Genomic DNA, 26,717 nt, shown 5'->3' with positions numbered 1-26,717 from the left:
TGTGCTCTGAACTTCCTGCCTCCTGTCGAGCTTGGCCAATGGCGACGACTGACCACCTGATCATCTGCGAGCACTGCGACTGTGTGTACGAGAAAGTCACGCTCGCCAAATACCAGAAAACCCTGTGCACCCGCTGCGGCGGTGTGCTGCAGCGCTATAACGGCTTGACACTCCAGCAACGCCTGGCCTTGACCCTTACCGCGTTGATGCTGTGGATTTTCGCCAACTTCTACCCGGTGATGAGCATCAGCCTCAAGGGCCTGAAAAACAGTGCGACGCTCTGGGATTCGGTCATGGCGCTCAGTCTGGGGCCTATCACGTTCATCGCCATGGTGGCGGCCATCGCCATGATCATCGCGCCGATCTTCCAATTGTTGCTGCTGATCTGGGTCCTCGGTTACGCCCTCGCCTCCAGACGCTCACCGGCTTTCAAGTTCTGCATGCGCTGGCTGGAAACCCTGCGCCCCTGGAGCATGCTGGAAGTCTGCCTGTTGGGCGCGATGGTCGCGGTGATCAAACTCGCCGGTTTTCTCGATGTGTTGCCGGGCATCGGTCTGATTGCCCTGGCCATCCTCAGCCTGATGATGATCCGCATCGCCGGGCGCGATATTCGCGAACTGTGGGACATCCTATGACAACGCCTCCGGTCGCCAGCGAACTGGGCCTGTGCCTGTGTCACAGCTGCGGCCTGGCCTGCGACATGACCCACAATCCCCATGAATGCCAACGCTGCGGGGCCCCGCTACACCGGCGCAAGACCAATTCGTTGACACGCACCTGGGCCTACCTGCTCACATCCCTGGTGTTTTACATCCCGGCCAACCTGTTGCCGGTGATGAACACCAAGATGGTCGGCCATGGCGCTGACAGCACGATCATGAGCGGGGTGCTGGAGTTCTGGGAATCCGGTTCCTGGGACATCGCCCTGATCATCTTTATCGCCAGTATCGCGGTGCCCGGCATCAAGTTCGTGGCCATTACGTTATTGCTGGTGACGGTGCAACGCGACAGCCACTGGGCGCGCAAGGAACGATCACAGCTGTACCGCTTCGTCGAGGTCATCGGTTACTGGTCCATGCTCGACGTGATAGTGGTGGCCCTGGTGGCCTCACTGGTGAAGTTTCAGGCCCTGGCCGACATCGAGCCCCGGGCCGGCATTTTGTTCTTTGGCCTGGTGGTGGTGTTCACCATGCTGTCGGCGATGAGTTTCGATCCGCGCCTGATCTGGGATGAGAAACCGCATGCCCCACACAACGAGGAGGTCATGGATGAAGCAGCTAGCCACTGAAGGGGCACAGGTTCCCGGACCGGCACCCATCAAGACCCGCCGTTTCAGCGTATCGCTGGTCTGGATCGTGCCGATTGTCGCGGTGTTGGTGGGCATTTCCCTGGTGGTGCACAGCATCCTGCAGGAGGGGCCGACCATCACCGTCACCTTCAAGACCGGTGACGGCCTGACCGCGAACAAGACCGAGGTCAAATACCGCAACGTGGTGATCGGTCAAGTCACGGACGTGGAACTGAGCAATGACCAGAAGAGCGTCAATGCAACCGTCAAACTGGCCAAGCAGGCGGAAAGCTTTACCCGCGCAGACTCCAAATTCTGGGTGGTGCGCCCGCGAATCGGGGCTGGCGGCGTGTCGGGTATCGATACCCTGTTGTCTGGCGATTACATCGGTGCCGATATCGGCCAGGCCAATGCCCGAGCGAAAAATTTCAAGGGCCTGGAATACCCGCCCGCCATCACCTACGGCGAGCCGGGCAAGCGCTTCACCCTGCATACCCAGGACCTGGGGTCGCTGGATATCGGCTCTCCGGTGTACTACCGCAAGATCCCGGTCGGCCAGGTCGTCGCCTATGCCCTGGACCCTGATGGCAAGGGAGTGAACATCGACCTGTTCGTCCACGCCCCCAATGATCAGTACGTCACCGAGAACACCCGCTTCTGGAATGCCAGTGGCGTCGATGTGAGCGTCGGTGCCAACGGCTTTGCGGTCAAGACCGAATCCTTGTCCGCCTTGCTGGTCGGTGGCATTGCCTTCCGTGCGCCTGAATTCAGTCCCGACGACAAGCCGGCCGCGGAGGAATACACCTACGAACTGTTCGAGGACCAGCAAACCGCCCTCGCCCCACCCAACGGCAAGCCGCAGTACCTGGCCCTGCGTTTCGATCAGGCCTTGCGCGGGCTCAAGGTTGATGCTCCGGTCGAATTCCAGGGCGTGGAGATTGGCAAGGTGGTCGGAGTCAATCTTGATTTCGACGCGCAAAAACGCAGCTTTCCGATCAATGTCGGGATCGTGATCTACCCACAACGCCTGGGTCAGGCTCACCAGAAAATGCTCAAAGAGATGAAACATGACCCCAACGATGAAGCCGGCGGTGTGCGGCTGATAGGTTCCTTCATCGAGAACGGCCTGCGCGCCCAGGCTCGCACCGGCAATCTGCTGACCGGCCAGTTGTACATCGCGCTGGACTTCTACCCGAAAGCGGAAAAAGTCACCTTTGATGCCAACGCGCGCCCGGTCATGATTCCTACGATTCCTGGCAGTCTCGAACAACTGCAGGAAAAACTCGAAGCCATGCTCACCAAGATCAACCAGCTGCCGATCGAGCGTATTGCCGGCAATCTCGACAGCAACCTGGTTGAACTGCGCAAAAGCCTGGGGCAGTTCAATGCCAAGACCCTGCCTGGGGTGCATAACACGCTTTCGGACGTCAGCAAGACCCTGCAAACGGCCAACTCGACACTTCAATCTGCCCATTCCACCCTGGCCGATGATTCGCCCCAACGAGAAAAACTGGACCAGACCCTGAATGAACTCGGACGCACCTCACGCTCCTTGCGTGATCTGACGGACTATCTGGGCCGGCACCCGGAATCGCTGATTCGCGGTCGCCCCGACAACGCAGCGCCCATCGATCTGCAAGGACCACCGAGCAAATGACCACAGGAGCATCCCCCATGGTTTTTCCGCTGAAATTTGCGTTGATCGCTACGCTGGCATTGCTCGTTGCCTGTCGCAGCGATCCGATTCAGTTTCACACCCTGACCCCGGCTCAACCGAGCAGCAATACCAGAACCACTACGGATATCCAGATAGAAAGCCTGATCGTTCCACCTCAGGTCGATCGTCCACAGATTGTCGTGCGCCAGGGCAATACGGGCATGGCGATCCTCGAAACCCAGTGGTGGGGAGCGAGTCTGGTGGATGAGTTGCGCAGTGCCCTGCTCGATCAGATGGTCAACAGCAATCCTCAACGCAAAGTCTCGGTGCGGTTGGTGGTGCAGCGTTTTGATTCAATCCCCGGTCAGTACGGGTTGATCGATGTGAAATGGCGTCTGCGCGCCGGCGATGAGATCCTGATGACCTGTCGCAGTACCTTGCAGACGCCATCCGGGCCATCCATAGACGAATTGGTGGCGGCACAACAGACCAACGTCAAACGCCTCGCCGCACTGATCAGCCAGGGCGCCACGGGCACCCGCTCGAGTTGCCCGTCAACCTGATCTCACCCGGTCTCTGCCCGGGACTCAGCGGTGACCGGGTCGCCGTTGAGCTGTTTTTTTCCGGCTGTTAGTTCAACTGCAACGCCGCTCCAGTAAGAGACAAGCGTTACCAATAACCAACTAAGTTACCGATTGGGGTTTCATTGCATTTTTTTCACATTCATTTCACCCCCCCGACACTTGCACGGATTTAGTTTTCATCGCGACTAAAACGCCCTCTTGGTTACGAGGCAATCATTCAGCGCCGTTCGAATCCTGTTTATCAACAGCCCATTCAAATGCGCCCCGACAGGTGGAAAAAACTTGGTCAACAGCATTTCGCACAAAGGGTCGAAGCCCCCCGTCAAGGCAACGCGCCTGTTCAAATCGCTGCTGGCGTTCGGCGGTGTGCTGCTGGTCACTGCGCTGATGAGCGGTTTTGCCTGGTGGCAACGATCTCCAGTCAACCTGGTGGACGCCGGGACGCAAGCCAGGGCGCAACTGTTGCAACAATGGGCGGCTGGCGAGGTCGTGGTCCTGGTGCGACACGCCGAACGCTGCGACCGCTCGACCAACCCTTGCCTGGGGCCGCCTGACGGTATTACCCGCCTGGGCAGTGAGGCGGCCAAGGCAGTGGGACAAGGCTTGCAGGGCCTGGGGATGACGCAGGCCGATGTCCTGTCCAGCCCGCTGACCCGCACGATGCAAACTGCACATTACATGTTTGACAAAGATGCGCAGGCCCAGGATTGGCTCGCCACTTGCGGTAAAACCCTGCGCAACGATGTCGTGGCGCACAAGCGGGCCGGACACAATCTGATCCTGGTGACGCACAGCGGCTGCATCGCCGATTTTGAGGCCCAAACCGGTTTTAAACATGCCGCCACCGCTGAATATGGCAGTTCATTGTTTGTTCATATTGCGAACGACGGGCAGCTTCAGGTCGTGGGCATCATCAAGGCACAAGACTGGCACTCGTTATCTGATCAAAAAAGCTGAACAACGATCAGGCTTGTACGGAAGTTGCGAATACAATCAATAGTCCCCAACCATTTATTGAACCCATGCTGAAATCAAATGACACAGAAAAAATTCTGCGCCGTCAGCCAAACATCTAAAAACACCCATAATTCCCGGCAACTTCTGAGCACCAAGGACGAGCAATGACGCACCACCCTTCTTTACCCCGATCCGTAGACGGCCTGCCCCACAACGCCTCCCAGCCAATGCGTTACAGCGAGCGCTGGATCATGCTTGCCCTGGTCGTCGCGTTCGTGGCGTTTTACCTGTTGCCATTGATGACCCATGGCATGTGGATTCCCGACGAAACCCGCTACGCCCAGATCAGTCAGGAAATGCTGCTGAGCGGTAATTGGGTCTCACCGCATTTCATGGGTATCCGTTACTTCGAAAAACCGATTGCCGGTTACTGGATGATTGCCATCGGCCAGGCGGTGTTTGGCGAAAACCTGTTCGGGGTACGGATCGCCTCGGCGGTGAGTACCGGCCTGAGTGTCTTGCTGGTCTACCTGATCAGCCGCCGCCTCTGGAACGATCCGCGCAAAAGTTTTGCGTGCGCGCTGTTCTACATGAGCTTCGGCCTGATCGCCGGCCAGGCCGGGTACGCCAACCTGGACCCGCAGTTCACGTTCTGGGTCAACTTGAGCCTGGTCATGCTGTGGTTTGCCCTCGACAGCCGTACCAGCCGTGGTCGGCTGGGGGCCTGGGTATTATTGGGCTTCGCCTGCGGCATGGGCTTCATGACCAAAGGGTTCCTCGCCTGGCTGTTGCCAGCACTGATCGCGCTGCCTTATATGCTTTGGCAGCGTCGCATCAAGGAATTGTTGGGTTACGGTTCACTGGCGGTACTGGTGGCGGTCATCGTCTGCCTGCCGTGGGTGCTTGCCATCCACCATAGAGAACCGGATTTCTGGAACTTTTTCTTCTGGAACGAGCACGTGCGCCGTTTCGCTGCCGATAACGCACAGCACGCCCGCCCGTGGTGGTTCTACCTGCCGATGCTGGTGGTCTCGAGTCTGCCGTGGGCGGCGCTGTTGCCAACGACATTCATCCAGGCCTGGAAGAACAAGCGCCAACCTGCCTTCGTTTTTCTCCTGCTCTGGCTGTTGTTGCCATTGGCCGTGTTCAGCATGAGCAGCGGCAAACTGCCGACCTACATCATGCCGTGCCTGTTGCCGCTGGCGTTGCTGATGGGACATGCCGTGACTGAGTTGCTGGCCCTGGCACAACGCCGGACGCTTCGCATCAACGGATGGCTGAACGTCGTCATTGCCACCAGCGCATTGCTGGCTTTGCTCTACCTGCAGGCGACCAAGGAGATCTACTCGAATACCGAGATGTTCAGCCTGTCCATGGTTTACATCGTGTTGGTCGGCTGGATTATCGCCAACGCCTTGCAGATCCTGCGCCCCCTGGAGCTTTGGGCGATGCCGGCACTCGGCATCTGGCTGCTGGTCGCGCTGTTGCCGGCCGCCATGCCGAGCCAGATTGTCGACAGCAAAATGCCCGACCGGTTTATCGCCGAGCATCTGGACAGCCTGAAGCAGACCACTTCATTGCTCAGTAATGATCTGGGCGCCGCTTCCGCCCTGTCCTGGCTGGTGAAACGTCCTCAAGTCGATCTCTACAATGTGATCGGCGAGTTGAAATACGGCCTCAGCGACCCGGCCATGGCTTCGCGCAAGGTCACCATGGATAACGTTGGACAATGGATGACCGAGGCGCGCAAAAAGGGCTCGGTCGGCGTCGTCATGCGGGTCAAGAGTGTCGATGAAATCCAGGAAGTCGAGGCACTCCCCGTCGACGGCCAGCGTTTTCAACGCGGCGAACTGGAAATCCTGATCTTCCCGCAAAGTCAGCCCTGACGGCGATTGATATAAAAAACCGAGAACTTCAAATGGGGTTCTCGGTTTTTTTGCATATGGGGTGCATGGCTTTCGGGTCAACGGCAGCACCACGCAAGGCATCTTCGAAAAAGCCTGTGCCTGAGCCTTCACCGGCCTTCGCCTGAACGCCAAATGACAGGAATTAACGGTTTTTTTGACGTTTTTTTCTCATTCTTCGCACTACATTCGCCCGCCAAACATGCAAATGATTCCTATTGAACTATGATTCGCGACAACCTATGCTCGTCGATTCCACGTGTTCAATTCCAAAAAGCCGGAGCTGCCACCGCATGATTTCCCGTTTGCCTTCATTCCTGAAAAAAGCCCTGCTGGCCACCGCCCTGGTGAGTGCCGGCCATGTGTATGCGGCCGACAGCGTCGGCATTGTGGTTTACAACGCGCAACACGAAGGCCTGACCAAGGCCTGGGTCGAAGGCTTTACCCAGGAAACCGGTATTCCCGTGACCTTGCGCAATGGTGACGACACCGAGATGGGCAATCAGATCGTGCAGGAAGGCGCCGCGTCACCCGCTGACGTGTTCCTGACAGAAAACTCTCCAGCCATGGTCCTGGTCGATAACGCGGGTCTGTTCGCGCCCGTCGACAAAACCACCCTGGAACAAGTCGACTCCGCCTACCGTCCCGCCCACGGTAAATGGGTTGGAATCGCAGCCCGCTCCACCGTGTTCGTCTACAACCCGAGCAAACTGTCGGAAACGGAACTGCCGAAATCGATCATGGACCTCGCCGCGCCAGCCTGGAAAGGTCGCTGGGCAGCGTCGCCGGGCGGTGCCGACTTCCAGGCCATCGTCGCCGCCATCCTGGAGCAGAAAGGCGAAGCCGCTACCCTCGAGTGGCTCAAGGCAATGAAAACCAACTTCACCGCCTACCGGGGCAACAGCTCTGTGCTCAAGGCGGTCAATGCCGGACAGATCGACAGTGGTGTGATCTACCACTATTACAGCCTGGTCGATCAGTCCAAGACCGGCGAAAACAGCAAGAACACGGCCCTGCACTACTTCAAACACAAGGATCCGGGTGCCTTTGTCAGCATCTCGGGTGGCGGCGTCCTCGCCTCCAGCCAACACAAGGAACAAGCCCAGGCATTCCTCAAATACGTAACGGGCAAGGAAGGCCAGGCCACGCTCAAGAACGGCAATTCCTTTGAATACGCCGTGGGCAAGAATGCTCAATCCAATCCCAAACTGGTGCCTTTGCAGCAGCTTGACGCGCCGACTGTCGATGCTTCCAAACTCGACAGCAAGAAAGCCGTGGAGCTCATGACTCAGGCCGGACTGCTTTAATTGTTGCCTGAAACCCTGCCGGTGGGCATCGCCGAGGCGATGCCCACCCACCTGCGTCGTCGATCACGCGGCCGGTTCGCGAGCCGTGGTGGCGCGTGGGTCATCGGTCTGTCGGTGCTGGTTTCGTTGCTGGCGCTGCTCCCCATCGCGTTCGTCATCGGCGTTTACCTGGAGACTGGCTGGTCCACCCTGGTGCCGCTGGTGTTCCGGCCGCGAGTCGGCGAATTGCTGGTCAATACCGTGCTGCTGGTCGTCATCACCATTCCCTTGTGCATCGCACTGGGTGTGGCGCTGGCCTGGCTGACGGAACGCACGGATTTGCCGGGGCGACGCTGGTGGTCGTTGCTGGCCACCGCGCCGCTGGCGGTGCCGGCGTTCGTTCACAGTTATGCCTGGGTCAGTCTGGTCCCGCCGATTCACGGGTTGTTCGCCGGGGTTCTGGTGTCGGTCATCGCCTACTTCCCGTTCCTTTACCTGCCGGTCGCCGCAACGCTGCGTCGACTCGACCCGGCCATTGAAGACGTCGGCGAATCCCTTGGACTCAAGCCCTGGGCGGTGTTTTTCCGCGTGGTGTTGCCGCAGTTGCGCCTGGCCATCTGCGGCGGTGCCTTGCTGGTTGGCTTGCACCTGCTGGCCGAGTACGGCCTGTATGCAATGATCCGTTTCGACACCTTCACCACCGCGATCTTCGATCAGTTCAAGTCCACCTTCAACGGACCAGCCGCCAACCTGCTGGCCGGCATACTGGCCCTGTGTTGCCTGGCGATGCTGACCGCAGAATCGGCGGCCCGTGGCAACGCGCGTTACGCCCGCGTCGGTTCAGGCAGCGCACGGGAGCAACGGGTGGTGCAACTGGGCAGCTCGTTGAAGGCCCTTGCGCTGGCGTTGCAGGTCATCACCTGTGTCCTGGCATTGGGCGTACCGTTGATCACCCTGGGCAAATGGCTGATCGCCGGCGGGGCCGGGGTCTGGGATTTGCCCGAGCTACTCCCGGCCCTGGAGCAGACGCTGCTGTTGGGTGTGGCGGGTGCCGTGCTGACAACCTGCGCCGCGATTCCGATTGCCTGGCTGTCGATTCGCTCACCGGGCCGCTTGCAACGGCTGCTGGAAGGTTGCAACTACATCACCAGTTCGTTGCCGGGGATCGTCGTGGCGCTGGCATTGGTGACGGCGACCATCCAGTTTGCCCGACCGATTTACCAGACCACGATCACCGTGTTGCTGGCGTACCTGCTGATGTTCCTGCCCCGCGCCCTGGTGAGCCTGCGTGCCGGTATTGCCCAGGCGCCGGTTGAACTGGAAAACATGGCGCGCAGCCTGGGTCGCTCACCCGCCCGGGCATTGTGGCTGATCACCTTGCGCCTGGCTGCGCCGGGCGCAGCAGCGGGTGCCGCGCTGGTGTTCCTGGCAATCACCAATGAACTGACCGCCACGCTACTGCTTGCCCCCAACGGCACGCGTACGCTGGCGACCGGGTTCTGGGCGATGACCAGCGAAATCGATTACGCCGCCGCAGCGCCCTACGCACTGCTGATGATTGTCCTGTCGCTTCCGCTGACCGGGCTCCTTTATCACCAATCCAAGAAAACGGCTGGCCGATGAACGCTCTAGAACTGCATTCGATCTCTAAATCCTACGGTTCCCATCGGGCCCTGGATAACGTCAGCCTGTCGGTGCCGACGGGCAGCCGCACGGTGATTGTCGGTCCGTCGGGGTCGGGCAAAACCACCTTGCTGCGGATGATCGCCGGCTTCGAATTTCCTGATACCGGTCGCCTTTCGCTCAACGGCCAGACCCTGGTCGACAGCACCCATGAAGTGCCTGCGCACCAACGTTTGATTGGCTATGTCCCCCAGGACGGCGCCTTGTTTCCGCACATGACCGTGGCCGCCAATATCGGCTTCGGGCTGGCCAGCAAGGGCCAGGAACGGCAAGAACGCATCGCTGAATTGATGGACAGCGTTGCCCTTGACGCGCGCATGGCCGAACGCTGGCCCCATGAGCTGTCCGGTGGTCAGCAGCAACGTGTGGCGCTGGCGCGTGCCCTCGCCCAGCAACCGCGGCTGATGCTGCTGGATGAACCGTTTTCGGCGCTCGATACCGGCTTGCGCGCCGCCATGCGCAAACTGGTCGCGCGATTGCTGGCGGACGCCGGTGTGACCACCATTCTGGTCACCCACGACCAGAGCGAGGCGCTGTCCTTCGCCGATCAATTGGCCGTCATGCGTAATGGACGGCTGGTGCAATCCGGGCATCCCCTGGACCTTTACCGCTATCCCGAGGATGAGGAGACGGCGCTGTTTCTCGGCGACGCCGTGGTCATGCCTGCGCGCATCGAGGCCGGCTGGGCCCATTGCGATCTGGGTCGGATCCCGGTCAACAACCACCGCAATAACAGTTCGGCGCAGATCATGCTGCGGCCCGAGCAGTTGCAGTTGACCAGCATCGTCCCCAACAGTGCAGAGGGTACCGGTTGCCAAGCAGTGGTAACCGAACGGGATTTCAGCGGCAATACCTGCACACTGACCGTCGAGTTGCAGCCATTGAACACTGACGAGCAGCCAGGTCGATCACTGCTGGTGCGCAGCTCAGGCCTCTACGCGCCACCGACGGGAAGTACCGTTGAGGTCTCGACCATCGGTCACGCCCATGTACTGAGCGAACCCTGAACCCTCCCCCTCAAAGGTCGAAGCGATCTACCGCCCGGCGCCGTTCATTGTCATCGCGCACATCGTAATTGGCCGTAGTCTGGATGTTGCTGTGATGGGCGAGTTTCTGGGCGATCGACAAATCATGCTCCTCGATCACCCGGGTAATGAACGAACGCCGGAAATCATGGGGCATGATCTTCACCCCCACTTGGGCGCCCCGCTGGCGGGCGATGTAGTAAATCGCATACTTGGTGATGCGCTCACGGGTGATGTGGCTGCCGCGACGTATGCGATTGAACAGGAAGGTGTCGTCCGACTCACCGTCCTTGAGCTGTGAGCGGCGCAGTTCCAGCCAGGCGTCGAGCTTGGCGAACGCCCAGGCCGGGGCGTATTTGATCAACTGCTTATTGCCCTTGGCGGTGACCCGAAGGCTGCGTTCCGTGAAGTCGACCTGATTCAAATCCAGGTTCACCGACTCCGATTTACGCATCCCGGAGCCATACAGAATCCCGATGATCGCCGCGTCCCGCAGGCCTTGCGGTCGCGGATCGGCGGCGCACACTTCCATCAGTTCCTGAATCAGCGTGCGCCGCAGATTGCGCCCCTGGGACAGGCGCGTGCCGGCAATACCCTTGACCGAGCGCATCTTCAACAGGTGCTCCTGGCTGATCAGGCTCATGCGCCAGGCCTCGTTCATTACCCCGCGCACCGCATTGACATACAGCGACGATGTATTGGGCGCATAACTGTCCGTGCGCAAGGTGGCGACCAGTGCAATCACATCCTCGGGTTGCAACTGATACCAGGGGATTTCTTCGATGTTCACATCTTCAAAGCCCAGACGATCGGCGGCGTCCTGCAGGATATATCGCATGGTCAATTGGCTGGACGGCGCCAGTCGCGCCAGATACAGCGTCAGCGGATTGGTTCTGGGAGCATTCGGGTCAACAACGGGTAAGTCAATCAAACGAAACGGCCTTGAATGAAAACAATTCAACGAAACAACTAAGGATGGAAACAGACCATATAAAATGCGAAACTTGTGTAAGATTTTTTTGCAAAAGCAGTAGTCACCGGTAAAAATCTGAACAGTCGCTTAATAGATACCGGATAAATGATTCGCCGACCGTTTTTTCATGTTCCTTTCACAAAATCGGGCATAACCTCTGGCGGATCTGGCGACCCTCGGCATTTTCAACCTGCCGACCGTTGCAGGAAAAGTCAACTGATGGTATTTCTCACCAATCTCAAGTAAGTAGTTGATGCAGTGTGTTTTTTAGCGTCTAGAATGCGACTGGATCCATTTTCTAGCCTCAACGGCTATTCACTTTTTTCAGCCAAGAGGTGCTCATGAGTCAGGCTTTTCTTCCCTTCTCCCGCCCGAGTATCGGCGATGAGGAAATTGCCGCGGTAGAACAAGTACTGCGCTCAGGCTGGATAACCACCGGGCCGAAAAACCAGGCACTGGAAGAGCACTTCGCCAATTATGTCGGTTGCCGTCATGCCGTGGCACTGTCCTCGGCGACAGGTGGCATGCATATCACTTTACTCGCGCTGGGAATCGGCCCGGGCGATGAAGTCATCACACCCTCGCAGACCTGGGTGTCCACCGCCAACATGATCAGCCTGCTGGGTGCGACACCCGTTTTCGTCGACGTTGACCGCGACACGCTGATGAGTGACGTGGCGAGCATCGAGGCGGCAATCACCCCGCGCACCAAAGCCATCATCCCGGTGCACTACGCTGGCGCTGCGTTCGATCTCGATCCGTTGTATGCACTGGCCGACAAGCACGGCATTACCGTGATCGAAGACGCCGCCCACGCAGCAGGTACCCGGTATAAAGGTCGCCACGTCGGTTCCACGGGTACCGCGATTTTTTCGTTCCACGCCATCAAGAACATGACCTGCGCCGAAGGCGCGATGTTCGTGACCGACGATGAAGCCCTGGCGACGCGGGTACGCATGCTCAAGTTCCATGGCTTGGGTGTCGATGCTTACGATCGCCTGACCCATGGCCGCAAACCCCAGGCACAAGTCATGGAGCCGGGATTCAAGTACAACCTGGCCGACATCAATGCGGCCATCGCCCTGGTACAACTGGAGCGGCTGGACGAGATCAACGCCAAACGCACGCTGCTGGCCAACACCTACCTGCAACGCCTGGAAGGCCTGCCGGTGCAACCGCTGGCCATTCCCGGCCATGCGCAGCAACACGCCTGGCACCTGTTCATCCTGCGTATCGATGCCGAGCGCTGCGGGCTGGACCGTGAAGCGTTCATGAAAGCCCTGCAGGAACAGAATATCGGCACCGGGATTCACTTCATCGCGACACACCTGCATACTTGGTATCGCCAGCGCTATCCTGACCTGTACCTGCCCAATACCGAATGGAACTCGGCCCGACTGTGTTCGATTCCGCTGTTCCCCGACATGACCACCGATGACGTCGAGCGCGTTGTCGGCGCCATTGAAAACTGCCTGGACACACGCCTGTGAGACCTTACCCAATCAACTTCGTATCGATCGTGATTCCGGTCTATAACGAAGAAGACAGCCTGCCGGAATTGCTGCGCCGCACCGAAGCGGCGTGCGCGCAATTGCACCACCCCTACGAGATCGTCCTGGTCGATGACGGCAGTCGCGATGACTCCGCGCACATTCTGGAACAGGCCGCCTCCCGCCCTGACAGCCCGGTAGTGGCGGTCATTCTCAACCGCAACTATGGCCAGCACGCGGCCATCATGGCCGGTTTCGAGCAGTGCAAGGGCGACGTGGTGATCACCCTTGACGCCGACCTGCAAAACCCGCCTGAAGAAATCCCGCGCCTGGTGGCCCAGGCCGAACTGGGCTACGACGTCGTCGCCACCGTGCGTAACAACCGTCAGGACTCGGCCTTGCGCCGTTGGCCGTCGAAACTGATCAACCTCGCCGTGCAACGCTCCACCGGCGTGGCCATGAGCGACTACGGCTGCATGCTGCGTGCCTACCGGCGCACCATCGTCGACGCCATGCTGGCCTGCCGCGAGCGCAGCACCTTTATCCCGATCCTGGCCAACAGCTTCGCCCGTCACACCACGGAAATCCTGGTGAACCACGCCGAGCGCGAACACGGCGATTCCAAATACAGCCCCATGCGCCTGATCAACCTGATGTTCGATCTGGTGACCTGCATGACCACCACGCCACTGCGCCTGCTGAGCATCATCGGCTTCGGCATGGCGGCCCTCGGCGTACTCTTTGCCGTCGCTCTGGTGTTTTTGCGTCTGGCATTTGGTGCCGGCTGGGCCGGCGGTGGCACCTTTGTCCTGTTCGCCGTGTTGTTCGTATTCACCGGCGGCCAATTCATTGGCATGGGCCTGTTGGGCGAATACCTGGGCCGCATGTACAGTGATGTCCGTGCTCGTCCGCGTTTCTTTATCGAAAAGGTGCTGCGTAGTCAGCCTGCCTCTCCTGTTTCCGTTGCCACCATCGATGGCCTCACTTCCACTTCTTCAGATCGGGTTCACCCATGAGCGCAAAAGCTGTTGTCTTCGCCTACCACGATATCGGTTGTGCCGGTATCGAAGCCCTGCTCGCCAGCGGTATTGAAATCGCGGCCGTGTTCACTCACGCCGATGATCCCAAGGAAAATGCCTTCTACGGCTCCGTTGCGCAGCTGTGCGCGAGCAAGGGCATCACCGTTCACGCGCCGGAAGATGCCAACCACCCGCTGTGGATCGAGCGCATCAGCAAGCTGGACCCCGACTACCTGTTCTCGTTCTACTACCGCAACCTGCTGAGCGAGCCATTGCTCGCCACCGCCCGCAAGGGTGCGTTCAACCTGCATGGCTCGTTGTTGCCAAGCTACCGTGGTCGTGCGCCAGCCAACTGGGTGCTGGTCAATGGCGAGACCGAAACCGGCGTAACCCTGCATCGCATGGTCAAGCGTGCCGATGCCGGCGCGATCCTCGCCCAGCGCCCGGTGGCAATCGAGCGCAGCGACACCGCACTGAGCCTGCACGGCAAATTGCGCCAGGCCGCCACCGACCTGTTGCGTGACACCCTGCCGCTGCTGCTGCAAGGCAAAGTCACTGAAACCCCGCAGGATGAATCCAAGGCGAGCGTTTTCGGTCGCCGCACTCCAGCCGACGGTAAGCTGGTCTGGCAAAAGCCGGCAGAAGAACTGTTCAACCTCGTTCGTGCCGTGACCCAGCCGTATCCGGGCGCGTTCTGCGCGGTGGGCGAGCACAAGCTGATTGTCTGGAGTGCCGAAGTGGCCAAGGGCAATGAAGGCCAGGCTCCGGGCCGAGTGATCAGTGTCGACCCGCTGCGCATTGCCTGTGGCGAAGATTCGCTGATCATCACCGCTGGCCAGCGCAACGACAACGGCCTGTACCTGAGCGGCCCGCAACTGGCCAACGAGCTGGGCCTGGTGGACGGTTCCGTGCTGCGCGGTGCCGAATCCGGTCGCGCGCCACGTCGCACTCGCGTGCTGATCCTCGGCGTCAACGGCTTCATCGGCAACCACCTGTCCGAGCGTCTGTTGCGTGATGATCGCTACGAGGTGTATGGCCTGGACATCGGTTCCGACGCCATCGACCGCCTGCGCAGCCACCCGAACTTCCACTTCGTCGAAGGCGACATCAGCATTCACTCCGAGTGGATCGAATACCACATCAAGAAGTGCGACGTGGTCCTGCCGCTGGTGGCCATTGCCACCCCGATCGAATACACCCGCAACCCGCTGCGCGTATTCGAACTGGACTTCGAGGAAAACCTGAAGCTGGTTCGCTACTGCGTCAAGTACAACAAGCGCGTGATCTTCCCGTCGACTTCGGAAGTCTATGGCATGTGCCAGGACAAGAACTTCGACGAAGATGCCTCGAACCTGATCGTTGGTCCGATCAACAAGCAGCGCTGGATCTACTCCGTGTCCAAGCAACTGCTGGATCGCGTGATCTGGGCTTACGGCGCCAAAGGCCTGAACTTCACCCTGTTCCGTCCATTCAACTGGATGGGCCCGCGCCTGGACCGTCTGGATTCGGCACGTATCGGCAGCTCCCGCGCCATCACCCAGTTGATCCTCAACCTGGTGGAAGGTACGCCGATCCGCCTGTTCGACGGCGGCGAGCAGAAACGTTGCTTCACCGACATCGCCGACGGCGTCGAAGCGCTGGCGCGGATCATCGACAACGACAACGATGTCTGCAACGGTCAGATCATCAACATCGGCAACCCGGACAACGAAGCCAGCATCCGTCAGTTGGGCGAAGAGCTGCTGCGTCAGTTCGAAGCTCACCCGCTGCGCGACAACTTCCCGCCTTTCGCCGGTTTCCGCGACGTGGAAAGCAAGGCGTTCTACGGTGCCGGTTACCAGGACGTGGAACACCGCAAGCCAAGCATCGCCAACGCCAAGCGCCTGTTGAACTGGGAGCCTACCGTGGAAATGCGTGAAACCATCGGCAACACCCTGGACTTCTTCCTGCGCGAAGCCATGCTCGAAATCGCGGACAAGCGCTGATGCAAGCAGGCCTACGCATCGATGTCGACACTTACCGAGGCACCCGTGAGGGGGTGCCCCGGTTGCTGGAAATGCTGGACGAAGCACAAGTCAAGGCGACGTTTTTCTTCAGCGTTGGCCCGGACAACATGGGGCGCCACTTGTGGCGCCTCATCCGTCCACAATTCCTCTGGAAAATGCTCCGCTCAAACGCGGCCGGCCTGTATGGCTGGGACATCCTGCTGGCCGGCACTGCATGGCCGGGCAAACCGATTGGCCGCGATCTCGGGCACCTGATGCGTCAGGCCCGTGACGCCGGCCATGAGGTCGGCCTGCACGCCTGGGATCACCATGGCTGGCAAGCCAATGCCGGGCGCTGGAACGACGCGCAACTGATCGAGCAGATCCGTCGTGGCGTGGACACCCTCAGCGACATTCTCGGGGCAAAGATCGAGTGTTCGGCCGCCGCCGGTTGGCGCGCGGACGAGCGCGTGATCGAAGCCAAGCAGCGCTTTGGCTTTCGCTACAACAGCGATTGCCGTGGTCAAAGCCTGTTCCAGCCGAGACTGGCCGATGGACGTCTGGGCACACCGCAGATCCCTGTTGATCTGCCTACTTTCGACGAAGTGGTTGGCCCGAATATCGCCGCCAACGACTTCAACAGTTTTATCCTTGACCGGTTCACGCCGGAAAAAATCAACGTCTACACGATCCATGCCGAAGTAGAAGGGATTCTGATGGCCAATGATTTCCGCCACCTGCTGAGCGACGCGCGGCAGCGAGGCATCCACTTTCAACCCTTGGGCGATTTACTGCCCGATGCCCCCAGCAGTTTACCGATCGGCCACGTGGTACGCGGCACACTCGAAGGTCGCGAAGGCTGGCTGGGAGTGCAAGGGGCATGAGTAAACGCTGGGCATTGCCGCTGTTGCTGGCGCTTATGGCGCTGGCATACCTGCTGCCTCTGGGAACCCATGGCCTGTGGATTCCCGATGAAACCCGCTACGCCCAGATCGGCCAGAACATGCTGCTGAACGGCAACTGGGTGTCGCCGCATTTCATGGACGTGCGCTATTTCGAAAAACCGGTCGCCGGCTACTGGATGATCGCCATCGGCCAGGCGCTGTTCGGTCAAAACCTGTTCGGTGTGCGCTTCGCTTCGGCGCTGAGCACGGCCCTGAGCGTATTGCTGTGCTATCTGATCGCACGGCGGATGTGGAACGAACCGCGCAAGAGCTTCGCCTGTGCGCTGCTGTATATGAGCCTCACGGTGATCGCCGCCCAGGCCGGATACGCCAATCTCGACCCGCAATTCACTTTCTGGGTCAACCTGAGCCTGGTTGCCTTGTGGTTCGCAGTTGATAGCACGGGCCGCGGCCAACGTTTGACGGCCTGGGCGGTGCTGGGGCTGGCGTGTGGCATGGGCTTCATGACCAAGGGGTTTCTCGCCTGGCTGCTGCCGGTGCTGATCGCCCTGCCCTGGATGATCTGGCAAAAGCGCTGGCGCGAGTTGCTGGTCTACGGTCCGGTGGCGATTGTCGTGGCCGTGGCCGTCAGCCTGCCGTGGGTCCTGGCGGTGCATGCGCAGGAGCCCGACTACTGGCGATTCTTCTTCTGGCACGAGCACATCCGCCGTTTCGCCGGGGAAGATGCCCAACATGATGCGCCGTGGTGGTACTACTTGCCGTTGCTGGTCGGGTTCAGCCTGCCGTGGATGGCGTTGCTGCCACCTGCGCTGAAAGAGGCGTGGCAGGCCCGGCGTCAGACTCACATTGCGTTCCTGTTGCTGTGGCTGTGGATGCCGCTGATCTTTTTCAGCCTGAGTAAAGGCAAGCTGCCAGCTTACATCCTGCCCTGCCTGCTGCCATTGGCCTTGCTGTTGGGTCATACCCTGACCGATCGCCTGAAACTGGAGCAAGGCCGGATCCTCGGTATCAACGGGATCCTCAACCTGTCTCTGGGCCTGATCACCCTGCTCGCCCTGGTCTATTTGCAGCTGAAAAAACCGCTGTACGACCATGAACTGCACAACCTGGTACTGGTGTTTATCGCGCTGATCGGCTGGATCATGGCCAACCTGCTGCAAGCCTTCAGGCCGTTGCAATGCTGGGGAGCCCCGGCCTTTGGCAGCCTGCTGCTGATCGGCCTGCTACCGGCCGGCTTACCCAACTCGGTGGTCGCCAACAAGACGCCTGATCAATTCATCCTCGATCACGCGCAGGAACTGGGCCAGAGCGCCAGGTTGCTGAGCAATGATCTGGGGGCGGCTTCGGCCCTGTCCTGGCGCCTGAAGCGCCCGGACGTATCGTTCTACAACACGGTCGGCGAATTGAAGTATGGCCTTGCCTACCCTGATTCGATGAAGCAGCGCGTCGATTCCGATCAGATCCAGCAATGGATGCTCGAGGCCCGTCAGCAGGGCCCGGTCGGCGTGGTGATGCGGGTCAAAGGTGACGACGAACTGCACGAGCTCGAACAATTGCCCAAGGAAGGCAAGCGTTATGAGCAAGGCAATCTGGTCATTTTGATTATTCCTCAGGCCGCGCCATGAGCCTGATTCTATTACTGGTCGCTTGTCTGCTGACCTGCCTGGGCCAGATTGCCCAGAAGTACGCCGTGGAAAGCTGGCGCGGACAACCCTCGAGTTGGGCGCAGAAACTGCGTTCGCCGTGGTTGTGGCTGGCGCTCGTCTCACTCGGTTTGGGCTTGCTGGTCTGGTTGCTGGTGTTGCAGCGCCTCGAAGTGGGCATCGCCTACCCGATGTTGAGCCTCAATTTCGTGCTGATCACCCTGGTCGCGCGCTTCCTTTTCCACGAAACCATCGACCGCCGTCACTGGCTGGGTGTAGTGCTGGTGATCGGTGGCGTGGCACTGTTGGGGCAACACGCATGAACCAGCGACGCGGAATCACCTTCGCCCTGGGCAGCGTAATGCTGGTCAGCGCCGCACAGTTGGGCATGCGCTGGAGCATGAGTCACCTGCCGTCTCCGGAACAATGGCTCAGCGCCCCGATCGACCTGGCGGCTGTGGCGGTGGTGCTAGCGGCTATCCTTGCCTATGCCCTTTCAATGCTCAGTTGGCTCCTGGCCCTGCGTGACCTGCCCCTGGGCCGGGCCTACTCGCTGCTGAGCATCAGCTACGCACTGGTCTACCTGTTGGCCGCCAGCCTGCCGCTGTTTCACGAAGATTTCAGCCTTTCAAAAAGCCTTGGCGTCGCCCTGGTCATCCTGGGCGTCATCACCATTAATTCTCGACCTGCAAGTGCGCCCGAACTTAGGAGTGCCCCATGAAAATAAGTGTATTTGGTAGCGGTTATGTTGGCTTGGTGCAAGCCGCAGTCCTGGCGGAAGTTGGCCACGACGTGGTCTGCATGGATATTGACGAGAAAAAAGTCAAATTGCTGCAACAGGGCCATGTGAGCATTTTCGAACCTGGGCTTGCCAGCCTGGTGCGCGAAGGCCTGGACGGCAAACGGTTGCAATTCACCAGCGATGAAAAGCTGGCGGTGCAACACGGTCAGGTGTTGTTCATTGCGGTCGGCACGCCGTCCCGTGAGGATGGCTCGGCCGACCTGCGTTATGTCCTGTCCGTGGGCGAAGCGGTAGCACGCCACCGTGAACAGCCGGTGATCCTGGTGGAAAAATCCACCGTACCGGTCGGTACGGGCGATACCCTGCGCGCGCACATCGACCAATACCTGGCCAAGGACGGGCGTTCGCTGCAGTTCGATATCGTGTCCAACCCGGAGTTCTTGAAGGAAGGCTCGGCTGTATCCGATTGCCGGCGTCCGGACCGTATCATCATCGGCTGCGAGCGCGATGAGGTGCGTGATGTGATGCGCGACCTGTATGCCCCTTTCAACCGCAACCATGACCGCGTCATGTTCATGGACCTGCGTAGCGCCGAGCTGACCAAATACGCCGCCAACTGCATGCTGGCGACCAAAATCAGCTTCATCAACCAGATCGCCGAGCTGGCCGAACACCTGGGGGCCGATATCGAATCGGTTCGTCTGGGCATCGGCGCCGACTCCCGTATTGGCTACCACTTCATCTACCCTGGCTGCGGCTACGGCGGATCGTGCTTCCCCAAAGACATGCGCGCCCTGATTCACAGCGCCGAAGAGGCCCACTGCTCCAGCGATCTGCTGCAAGCGGTAGAAGCCATCAACGAGCGGCAGAAACACAAGCTGTTCGATCGCATTAACGCGTTCTACAAGGGCGATCTGAAGGGCAAGACCTTTGCCCTCTGGGGTCTGGCGTTCAAGCCAAACACCGACGACATGCGCGATGCACCAAGTCGCGTGCTGCTTGAATCGCTTTGGGCGGCGGGCGCCGAAGTGCGCGCTTTCGATCCCGAAGCCATGCAGGAAACCCAGAACCTGTATCCCGATGAACCGAAGCTGATGTTGATGGGCACGCCGGAATCGGTATTGACGGGCGCCGACGCGCTAATCATCTGCACCGAGTGGCAGCAATTCAAGGCGCCGGATTTCAACCTGATCCGCCAACGCCTCGTCGCCCCGGTGATCTTCGACGGACGCAACCTGTACGACGCCGAACGTCTGGCCCGTGGCGGCTTCCTGTATTTCCCGATGGGCCGCGGCGAATCGCGCAAATTGCCGATCCCGCATCAGCAATGGCCAGCCGCCCCAGTCGACGCCTCGGCGTAATGGCGCTGTCCATCCGCCAACAGTCCTGCGTCGTGGGACTGTTGGCCCTGCTGTTGTGCATCGCCGGGGTGTACCAGCAAGCGCCAATCGGTTTCGATTCGCGCTTCACGCTGTTCGCCCAGGAGATGCTGCGACACGGGCCGTCGTTTTTCCCGACCACCTATGGTCAGCCCTACGCTGACTACCTGGGGCTTTCAACCCTGTTCATCTGGTTGACGGCCCTGCCGTTTGGCCAGGTCAACAGCCTCAGTGCCTGGCTGCCAAGCGCCATCGCGGGGGCGGTCATCGTCACGCTGATGTACCGTCTGGTTGCACCTGTTTCCAGCCGATGGGCGTTGCTGAGCATCGCCCTCATGTTGCTGACCAACACCTTCATCACCGAAGTACGCGCGGTTTCCCAGGACTTGATGCTCGCTGCGGTGGCATTTGCGGTGTTCTATCTGGGCTACGCCGCCGATCACTTCTCGGCACCCCGTCGTTGGCTACTGATCTTCGCCTTGTTGCTGCTGGGTTTCGGCCTGCGTGGGCCGATCGGGCTGGTGATTCCCACCGGCATTCTGTGCAGCTACTTTCTGCTCAATCGCCAATGGCAGCGGTTTTTCGGCTTCGGCCTGACGGCCGCAGTGCTGCTGGCCCTGTGTGTCGGCGCGTTGCTGTGGATGGCCAAAGCCAGTGGCGGGCCGGTCTTCATGCAGGACGTGATCCGCATGCAGTTCATGGGACGCATGGACGGCAGAGAAGGCGTCAGCGGCTCGCTCTACTACTTCACCAGTTCGATGGGCAACTATGCGCTGGCCTATCCTCTGGCGCTGCTGGCATTGCTGGCAATGGCCCTGAACAAACCGCGCGACACCGGGCCGGCTCTGCGATTGCTCCAGTATTGCGCGGCAGCCGGGTTGATCGTGATGCTCGGGCTGTCGATTCCCCAGGCAAAGAAAGCCCGCTACCTACTGCCGATATTGCCCTTTGTGGCGATCATCGCCGCCTACCCCTTTGCCGTGGCTCAGGGTCGGGTGTTCAGCTGGCTACGCGGCTTGATGCAGGGCCTGTGGCTGCTCATGCCGGCGTTGTTCATCGGCGGACTGCTGGTTGCCCAACGAAAACTTGATCAACAACTGCCCAACCTTGTTACGGTGTTGATGATCCTGGGGGCGTTACAAGTGATTGCACTGGCGGTCCTTGGCAAACCGCGCTGGCGCCCGCAAACCCTGGCCGTTTGTTCGGTACTGGCGTTGTGGTCGGTGTACATCCTGGTGTTTGAACCGCTCGAACGGCAGATGTACGACACCCGGACCTTCAGCCGTGCCTCGCTTGAACAGATGCAAAAAGACCCGGCACCGCTGGTGCTGCATCGCATGGGCAAGGACGCCAAGGCCATCAAGTTCATGGTCAATATCGAGCAGGACTTGCAACCGGTGTTCACCGAGTCGATTCAAGAGCTGAACACGCTTCAGGGGCCTTTGTGGTTGATGATGGATGCCAACGACTACCATGCCCTGCAAGGCACCTCCTATGGCGCTTTGCCGCCCGTACTCAGCGGGCGTTTCGACAAGAACGACTTCGTGCTGCTGCATCGCCCCTTGTAGAAGAGGCCGAAGGCACGGAGCAAGTCCGATGGCCACTCACCGGGAGTCGTTGAAGATCAAGCATGTTCTTCAACGACTCCCGGGGGCCGTGTTAAACAGGACTCCTCCCGTACCTGCTTTCGAATAAGGACATTCACCCTGTGGCCACCTACTCGCTGGTTATCCGCCGGTTGTTGATCTGCTCGTTGACCATCGTTGTCAGCCGCGCGATCACCAGTCCCATGCTCACGCTGTTCCTGAGCAACAAACTCGGCCTCAACCAACAGGACGTTGGCTTGCTGCTCGGCATCGCGGTATTCATCGCAACCCTGCTCGCGCTCTATGGCGGTTACATCATCGACCGTCTGGAAAAACGTCGTCTGCTGATTCTGACCATGCTTTCGAGCGCGATCGGCCTGGTGCTCCTGACCCTTGCCGAAAACCTTTACCTGACCACCGTCATCCTGGTGGTCACCGAAACCGCTTCGGCGCTGTTCCTGATCGGTTCAAAAGCGATCCTGAGCGAAAACCTGCCCGTGGGCCAACGGGCCAAGGCGTTTTCCCTGAGCTACACCCTGACCAACATTGGCTATGCCATCGGCCCGATGCTCGGTGTAGTGATCGCCGGGGTATATCCGATTGCTCCATTCCTGATCGCCGGCGCCATCGCCTTTTTCAGCATTTTTCTGCTGACCGGCATTGCCAGGGACCCGGCGCTGCCACCTGCAACCGGACAGGCGCAGAGCTTCCTCAACACCCTGATCACTCTGAAAAACGACCGCACCCTGATCATGTTCACTGCCGGCTGTCTGCTCAGCACCGTGGTGCACGGTCGCTTCACCTTTTATCTGTCGCAGTACCTGCTGGTCACCAGCGACGACCAGAACACGCTTAAAGTCATGGCCGCCCTGCTCGCCTGCAACGCCATCAGCGTGATCCTGCTGCAATATCAGATCGGCCGCTTCCTCAAGCGCGAACACCTGCGCCACTGGATTGTTGGCGGCACCGCGCTGTTCATCCTCGGCCTGATCGGATTCAGCCTGGCCGACAGCCTGGTGAGCTGGTGCGTGGCGATGTTTATCTTCACCCTGGGCGAAATCATCATTTACCCGGCGGAGTTTCTTTTCGTCGATACCCTGGCCCCGCATGAGCTGCGTGGCAGTTACTACGGTGCGCAGAACCTCGCGGCGCTAGGGGGTGCACTAAGCCCGGTGATCTGCGGTTTCCTGTTGATGCATACCCCGGCGCCCACCATGTTCTATGCCTTGAGCACGTTGGCAGCCTTGGGTGGCATGTTGTGTTTCATGAGTGGCCGCCGGGTGCCGATACATCAGAATTAATGAACTGAAGCTTCATTAATATGAATTTGTCAGCATCTGCAATGATCGGCACACTGTGCCCGTTCCTCCCCCAATAGTTGGAACAACTTCAAGGGCTTTCTGGGTATCCCAGCTAAGCCCTTTTTTTTCCTCGGTTTTGTCAACGGAACGGTTTCGTCATGCTCGCTCGCTGGTTACCCGCCGCCATCAACACCCGCCCGACAGAGTGGAGTCGTGCCGCCATTGGCATGGCCCTGGGCACCCTGCTCAGTGTCTGGCTGTGCGGCCAGGTATTCGGCATCGAGGTGGCGCAACACCTGATCGGGCCATTGGGGGCTTCGGCGGTGCTGCTGTTCGCGGTGTCTTCCGGTGCGCTGGCGCAACCCTGGTCGATTCTCGGTGGCTACCTCAGCGCCGCGGTGGTCGCACTGTTGGTGGCGCACGTACTCGGTCGCACCCTGACCAGCGCCTGTCTGGCAGCCGGCATGGCCCTGGTGCTGATGTGCTGGCTGCGCTGCCTGCATCCGCCGGCCGGTGCCCTGGCCTTGACCCTGGTGCTGGCAGACCCGGCGACCATTGCCATGGACTGGAAAGCGCTCGGCCCGGTGATGCTCGGTGCCTCGATCATGTTGCTCAGCGCCCTGGCCTACAACAACCTGACGCGCATCCGCTATCCCAAGCGCGCCAATGAACCGGTTGCAGTAGTGCCTGCCGACCACCCGCCCACCGATAACCAGGCGATCACCGCCGAAGACCTGAAACTGGCCCTGGCCGACATGGAGGCCTTCTTCGACGTCACGCCCGAAGACCTTGAACAATTGATCCATGCCAGTGAGTTACACGCCAAACGTCGCAGTATTGGTGAAGTGTTGAGTCGCGGCGCCTGAAGACATCAATCCCGGCCACGGGTGCAGAGGGTTGCCATGCATAAATGCAGGAAGCACCTGCACATATCCCGGTTGTACATCACAAATTTGCACTGTTACGATCCTGCATCGCTCGCGCGCGAGCTTCTCAATAAAGAACAATAAAAGCAGGGAGTTAGTGATGACTGCTCAGGTTTCTTCTCCGGGGACTCCGTCCATGGATGCCAGGCAAAACGAAGTGCTGGCCGAGGTACGCAACCACATCGGTCACCTGACCCTCAACCGCCCCGCCGGCCTCAACGCCCTCACCCTGGACATGGTCCGCACCCTGCAACGCCAGCTCGACACCTGGGCAGAGGATCCGCAGGTGCACGCCGTCGTCCTGCGCGGTGCCGGTGAAAAGGCCTTCTGTGCCGGTGGCGACATTCGTTCGCTGTACGACAGTTTCAAAAGCGGCGACACCCTGCACCAGGACTTCTTCGTCGAGGAATACGCCCTGGACCTCGCGATCCACCATTACCGCAAACCGGTGCTGGCGCTGATGGACGGTTTCGTCCTTGGCGGTGGCATGGGCCTGGTCCAGGGTGCGGATTTGCGCGTGATCACCGAGAAGAGCCGTCTGGCCATGCCGGAAGTTGGCATCGGCTACTTCCCGGACGTCGGCGGCAGTTACTTCCTGCCGCGCATTCCCGGCGAACTGGGGATTTACCTGGGCGTCAGCGGCGTGCAGATCCGTGCGGCCGACGCGCTCTACTGCGGCCTCGCCGACTGGTATCTGGACAGCAGCAAACTCGGCACGCTCGACGAAAAACTCGATCATCTGGAATGGCGCGACACCCCACTCAAGGACCTTCAGGGCCTGCTGGCGAAACTCGCGGTGCAACAACTACCGGACGCGCCGCTGGCGGCGCTGCGTCCGGCCATCGATCACTTCTTCGCCCTGCCCGATGTGCCGAGTATTGTGGAGCAACTGCGCGCCGTAACGGTCGCCGACAGCCATGAGTGGGCCACGACCACCGCGGACCTTCTGGAAACCCGCTCTCCGCTGGCCATGGGCGTGACCCTGGAAATGCTGCGGCGCGGTCGGCACCTGAGCCTGGAACACTGCTTCGCCCTTGAGCTGCACCTGGACCGCCAGTGGTTCGAGCGCGGCGACCTGATCGAAGGCGTGCGCGCCTTGCTGATCGACAAAGACAAACAACCACGCTGGAACCCGCCCACCTTGCAGGCGCTGGACGCCGGGCATGTCGCGAGTTTCTTCCAGGGTTTCGATGAGAGCGGGAGCTGAGTCATGCACGATATCGAATTGAGCGAAGAGCAAGTGATGATCCGCGACATGGCCCGGGACTTCGCCCGTGGCGAAATCGCCCCCCACGCCCAGGCCTGGGAAAAAGCCGGCTGGATCGACGATGGCCTGGTGGCGAAGATGGGCGAACTGGGTCTGCTGGGCATGGTGGTGCCCGAGGAATGGGGTGGCACCTACGTCGACTACGTGGCTTACGCCCTGGCGGTAGAAGAAATCTCGGCCGGCGACGGCGCGACCGGCGCCTTCATGAGCATCCACAACTCGGTGGGCTGCGGGCCGGTGCTGAACTACGGCACTGAAGAACAAAAGCAGACCTGGCTCGCGGATCTGGCCAGCGGCCAGACCATCGGCTGTTTCTGCCTGACCGAACCCCAGGCCGGCTCCGAAGCGCACAATCTGCGCACCCGCGCCGAACTGCGCGACGGCCAATGGGTGATCAACGGTGCCAAGCAGTTCGTCAGCAACGGCAAACGGGCAAAGCTGGCGATCGTGTTTGCCGTGACCGACCCGGACCTGGGCAAACGCGGTATCTCGGCGTTTCTGGTGCCCACCGACACCGCGGGCTTCATCGTCGATCGCACGGAACACAAGATGGGCATCCGTGCTTCCGACACCTGCGCCGTGACCCTGAACAACTGCAGCATTCCCGAGGCCAACCTGCTGGGTGAACGCGGCAAAGGCCTGGCCATCGCCCTGTCCAACCTTGAAGGCGGACGCATCGGCATCGCCGCCCAGGCCCTGGGCATTGCCCGTGCGGCCTTTGAAGCGGCGCTCGCCTACGCCCGCGAACGCGTGCAGTTCGACAAGCCGATCATCGAGCACCAGAGCATCGCCAACCTGCTGGCCGACATGCACATGCAATTGAATGCCGCACGATTGCTGATCCTGCACGCGGCGCGCCTGCGTACAGCCGGCAAACCCTGTCTGTCGGAGGCTTCGCAAGCCAAACTGTTCGCCTCGGAAATGGCCGAGAAGGTCTGCTCCTCGGCGATTCAGATTCATGGCGGCTACGGGTACCTGGAAGACTATCCGGTGGAGAAGTACTACCGGGACGCGCGCATCACGCAGATTTATGAAGGCTCGAGTGAGATTCAGCGGATGGTGATTGCCCGGGAACTGAAAAATTATTTGGTCTGATGCTCTGAAAAGCTTCGCTGGC

23 protein-coding genes are annotated in these 26,717 nt (G+C 60.0%); 22 read left to right on the top strand and 1 reads right to left on the bottom strand.

The window, feature by feature from the left end:
• Positions 1-38: 38 nt before the first annotated feature.
• From ACGJAX_RS21010 to ACGJAX_RS20970, 9 genes are all read left to right on the top strand, one after another.
• Positions 39-635, top strand: coding sequence for a paraquat-inducible protein A (locus ACGJAX_RS21010; RefSeq protein WP_090322054.1), 597 nt, complete (start codon positions 39-41; stop codon positions 633-635).
• Positions 632-1,288, top strand: coding sequence for a paraquat-inducible protein A (locus ACGJAX_RS21005; protein ID WP_390955987.1), 657 nt, complete (start codon positions 632-634; stop codon positions 1,286-1,288). Before ACGJAX_RS21010 ends, ACGJAX_RS21005 begins: the two co-directional genes overlap by 4 nt.
• Positions 1,269-2,945, top strand: a complete 1,677-nt coding sequence (locus ACGJAX_RS21000) for an MlaD family protein (protein WP_390955986.1) — start codon at positions 1,269-1,271, stop codon at positions 2,943-2,945. Before ACGJAX_RS21005 ends, ACGJAX_RS21000 begins: the two co-directional genes overlap by 20 nt.
• A 17-nt stretch (positions 2,946-2,962) precedes the next feature.
• On the top strand, positions 2,963-3,508 hold the full coding sequence (locus tag ACGJAX_RS20995; RefSeq protein WP_390955985.1) for an ABC-type transport auxiliary lipoprotein family protein: 546 nt from the start codon (positions 2,963-2,965) through the stop codon (positions 3,506-3,508).
• 303 nt (positions 3,509-3,811) lie between these two features.
• A complete protein-coding gene (locus ACGJAX_RS20990) occupies positions 3,812-4,486 on the top strand; it encodes a histidine phosphatase family protein (RefSeq protein WP_390955984.1) in 675 nt (224 codons plus the stop codon).
• A gap of 227 nt (positions 4,487-4,713) precedes the next feature.
• Positions 4,714-6,372, top strand: coding sequence for a lipid IV(A) 4-amino-4-deoxy-L-arabinosyltransferase (arnT, locus tag ACGJAX_RS20985; RefSeq protein ID WP_390959949.1), 1,659 nt, complete (start codon positions 4,714-4,716; stop codon positions 6,370-6,372).
• A 311-nt stretch (positions 6,373-6,683) separates the two neighbouring features.
• Entirely contained in the window at positions 6,684-7,697 is a 1,014-nt protein-coding gene (locus ACGJAX_RS20980; protein ID WP_247255665.1) for an iron ABC transporter substrate-binding protein, read from the top strand.
• 3 nt (positions 7,698-7,700) lie between these two features.
• The gene (locus ACGJAX_RS20975; RefSeq protein ID WP_390959947.1) at positions 7,701-9,299 is read left to right on the top strand and encodes an ABC transporter permease subunit; all 1,599 of its coding nucleotides are present in this window, start codon (positions 7,701-7,703) and stop codon (positions 9,297-9,299) included.
• Positions 9,296-10,366 carry an ATP-binding cassette domain-containing protein gene (locus tag ACGJAX_RS20970; protein WP_390955983.1) on the top strand — a complete coding sequence of 357 codons (1,071 nt, stop codon included), beginning with the start codon at positions 9,296-9,298 and terminating at the stop codon, positions 10,364-10,366. Before ACGJAX_RS20975 ends, ACGJAX_RS20970 begins: the two co-directional genes overlap by 4 nt.
• 10 nt (positions 10,367-10,376) lie before the next feature.
• Here the strand turns inward: ACGJAX_RS20970 and xerC are convergent, their stop codons facing one another.
• The gene (xerC, locus tag ACGJAX_RS20965; RefSeq protein ID WP_390955981.1) at positions 10,377-11,315 is read right to left on the bottom strand and encodes a tyrosine-type recombinase/integrase; all 939 of its coding nucleotides are present in this window, start codon (positions 11,313-11,315) and stop codon (positions 10,377-10,379) included.
• 383 nt (positions 11,316-11,698) lie between these two features.
• Here xerC and arnB point away from each other — a divergent pair, with 383 nt between their 5' ends.
• The 13 genes from arnB (at position 11,699) to ACGJAX_RS20900 (ending at position 26,695) form a co-directional block, all read left to right on the top strand.
• Positions 11,699-12,847 (top strand): UDP-4-amino-4-deoxy-L-arabinose aminotransferase, encoded by a 1,149-nt coding sequence (arnB, locus tag ACGJAX_RS20960; RefSeq protein ID WP_247255667.1) that lies wholly within the window; start codon positions 11,699-11,701, stop codon positions 12,845-12,847.
• On the top strand, positions 12,844-13,863 hold the full coding sequence (gene arnC / locus ACGJAX_RS20955; RefSeq protein WP_090322080.1) for an undecaprenyl-phosphate 4-deoxy-4-formamido-L-arabinose transferase: 1,020 nt from the start codon (positions 12,844-12,846) through the stop codon (positions 13,861-13,863). Before arnB ends, arnC begins: the two co-directional genes overlap by 4 nt.
• A complete protein-coding gene (arnA, locus tag ACGJAX_RS20950) occupies positions 13,860-15,851 on the top strand; it encodes a bifunctional UDP-4-amino-4-deoxy-L-arabinose formyltransferase/UDP-glucuronic acid oxidase ArnA (protein WP_090322083.1) in 1,992 nt (663 codons plus the stop codon). Before arnC ends, arnA begins: the two co-directional genes overlap by 4 nt.
• Complete coding sequence (arnD, locus tag ACGJAX_RS20945; protein WP_390955979.1) at positions 15,851-16,735, top strand: 4-deoxy-4-formamido-L-arabinose-phosphoundecaprenol deformylase; 885 nt, start codon at positions 15,851-15,853, stop codon at positions 16,733-16,735. The genes arnA and arnD overlap by 1 nt, the downstream gene beginning before the upstream one ends.
• On the top strand, positions 16,732-18,381 hold the full coding sequence (arnT, locus tag ACGJAX_RS20940) for a lipid IV(A) 4-amino-4-deoxy-L-arabinosyltransferase (RefSeq protein ID WP_390955978.1): 1,650 nt from the start codon (positions 16,732-16,734) through the stop codon (positions 18,379-18,381). The genes arnD and arnT (ACGJAX_RS20940) overlap by 4 nt, the downstream gene beginning before the upstream one ends.
• Complete coding sequence (gene arnE / locus ACGJAX_RS20935) at positions 18,378-18,722, top strand: 4-amino-4-deoxy-L-arabinose-phosphoundecaprenol flippase subunit ArnE (protein ID WP_090322093.1); 345 nt, start codon at positions 18,378-18,380, stop codon at positions 18,720-18,722. Before arnT (ACGJAX_RS20940) ends, arnE begins: the two co-directional genes overlap by 4 nt.
• On the top strand, positions 18,719-19,120 hold the full coding sequence (gene arnF, locus ACGJAX_RS20930) for a 4-amino-4-deoxy-L-arabinose-phosphoundecaprenol flippase subunit ArnF (protein WP_247255671.1): 402 nt from the start codon (positions 18,719-18,721) through the stop codon (positions 19,118-19,120). Before arnE ends, arnF begins: the two co-directional genes overlap by 4 nt.
• The gene (locus ACGJAX_RS20925; RefSeq protein ID WP_090322099.1) at positions 19,117-20,502 is read left to right on the top strand and encodes a UDP-glucose/GDP-mannose dehydrogenase family protein; all 1,386 of its coding nucleotides are present in this window, start codon (positions 19,117-19,119) and stop codon (positions 20,500-20,502) included. The genes arnF and ACGJAX_RS20925 overlap by 4 nt, the downstream gene beginning before the upstream one ends.
• The gene (locus tag ACGJAX_RS20920; protein ID WP_390955977.1) at positions 20,469-22,088 is read left to right on the top strand and encodes a glycosyltransferase family 39 protein; all 1,620 of its coding nucleotides are present in this window, start codon (positions 20,469-20,471) and stop codon (positions 22,086-22,088) included. The genes ACGJAX_RS20925 and ACGJAX_RS20920 overlap by 34 nt, the downstream gene beginning before the upstream one ends.
• A gap of 140 nt (positions 22,089-22,228) precedes the next feature.
• Positions 22,229-23,407, top strand: coding sequence for an MFS transporter (locus ACGJAX_RS20915; RefSeq protein ID WP_390955976.1), 1,179 nt, complete (start codon positions 22,229-22,231; stop codon positions 23,405-23,407).
• Positions 23,408-23,565: 158 nt separating this feature from the next.
• On the top strand, positions 23,566-24,273 hold the full coding sequence (locus ACGJAX_RS20910; RefSeq protein WP_090322107.1) for an HPP family protein: 708 nt from the start codon (positions 23,566-23,568) through the stop codon (positions 24,271-24,273).
• A 160-nt stretch (positions 24,274-24,433) separates the two neighbouring features.
• Positions 24,434-25,540: a 3-hydroxyisobutyryl-CoA hydrolase gene (locus ACGJAX_RS20905; protein WP_390955975.1), complete on the top strand. Its 1,107-nt coding sequence runs from the start codon at positions 24,434-24,436 to the stop codon at positions 25,538-25,540.
• A gap of 3 nt (positions 25,541-25,543) precedes the next feature.
• The gene (locus ACGJAX_RS20900) at positions 25,544-26,695 is read left to right on the top strand and encodes an acyl-CoA dehydrogenase family protein (RefSeq protein WP_090322131.1); all 1,152 of its coding nucleotides are present in this window, start codon (positions 25,544-25,546) and stop codon (positions 26,693-26,695) included.
• Positions 26,696-26,717: the final 22 nt, after the last annotated feature.

The sequence above is a fragment of the Pseudomonas moorei genome, from assembly GCF_042846945.1.
Lineage (GTDB): Bacteria > Pseudomonadota > Gammaproteobacteria > Pseudomonadales > Pseudomonadaceae > Aquipseudomonas > Aquipseudomonas moorei.
This window is presented reverse-complemented; position numbering and strand designations above follow the sequence as displayed.

Bases quoted from the DNA above. Each gene is read 5' to 3' on its own strand.
- ACGJAX_RS21010 (WP_090322054.1), top strand. From the start codon at position 39: ATGGCGACGACTGACCACCTGATCATCTGCGAGCACTGCGACTGTGTG.
- ACGJAX_RS21005 (WP_390955987.1), top strand. From the start codon at position 632: ATGACAACGCCTCCGGTCGCCAGCGAACTGGGCCTGTGCCTGTGTCAC.
- ACGJAX_RS21000 (WP_390955986.1), top strand. From the start codon at position 1,269: ATGAAGCAGCTAGCCACTGAAGGGGCACAGGTTCCCGGACCGGCACCC.
- ACGJAX_RS20995 (WP_390955985.1), top strand. From the start codon at position 2,963: ATGGTTTTTCCGCTGAAATTTGCGTTGATCGCTACGCTGGCATTGCTC.
- arnT (WP_390959949.1), top strand. From the start codon at position 4,714: ATGCGTTACAGCGAGCGCTGGATCATGCTTGCCCTGGTCGTCGCGTTC.
- ACGJAX_RS20980 (WP_247255665.1), top strand. From the start codon at position 6,684: ATGATTTCCCGTTTGCCTTCATTCCTGAAAAAAGCCCTGCTGGCCACC.
- ACGJAX_RS20970 (WP_390955983.1), top strand. From the start codon at position 9,296: ATGAACGCTCTAGAACTGCATTCGATCTCTAAATCCTACGGTTCCCAT.
- arnB (WP_247255667.1), top strand. From the start codon at position 11,699: ATGAGTCAGGCTTTTCTTCCCTTCTCCCGCCCGAGTATCGGCGATGAG.
- arnA (WP_090322083.1), top strand. From the start codon at position 13,860: ATGAGCGCAAAAGCTGTTGTCTTCGCCTACCACGATATCGGTTGTGCC.
- arnD (WP_390955979.1), top strand. From the start codon at position 15,851: ATGCAAGCAGGCCTACGCATCGATGTCGACACTTACCGAGGCACCCGT.
- arnT (WP_390955978.1), top strand. From the start codon at position 16,732: ATGAGTAAACGCTGGGCATTGCCGCTGTTGCTGGCGCTTATGGCGCTG.
- arnE (WP_090322093.1), top strand. From the start codon at position 18,378: ATGAGCCTGATTCTATTACTGGTCGCTTGTCTGCTGACCTGCCTGGGC.
- arnF (WP_247255671.1), top strand. From the start codon at position 18,719: ATGAACCAGCGACGCGGAATCACCTTCGCCCTGGGCAGCGTAATGCTG.
- ACGJAX_RS20925 (WP_090322099.1), top strand. From the start codon at position 19,117: ATGAAAATAAGTGTATTTGGTAGCGGTTATGTTGGCTTGGTGCAAGCC.
- ACGJAX_RS20920 (WP_390955977.1), top strand. From the start codon at position 20,469: ATGGCCAGCCGCCCCAGTCGACGCCTCGGCGTAATGGCGCTGTCCATC.
- ACGJAX_RS20910 (WP_090322107.1), top strand. From the start codon at position 23,566: ATGCTCGCTCGCTGGTTACCCGCCGCCATCAACACCCGCCCGACAGAG.
- ACGJAX_RS20905 (WP_390955975.1), top strand. From the start codon at position 24,434: ATGACTGCTCAGGTTTCTTCTCCGGGGACTCCGTCCATGGATGCCAGG.
- ACGJAX_RS20900 (WP_090322131.1), top strand. From the start codon at position 25,544: ATGCACGATATCGAATTGAGCGAAGAGCAAGTGATGATCCGCGACATG.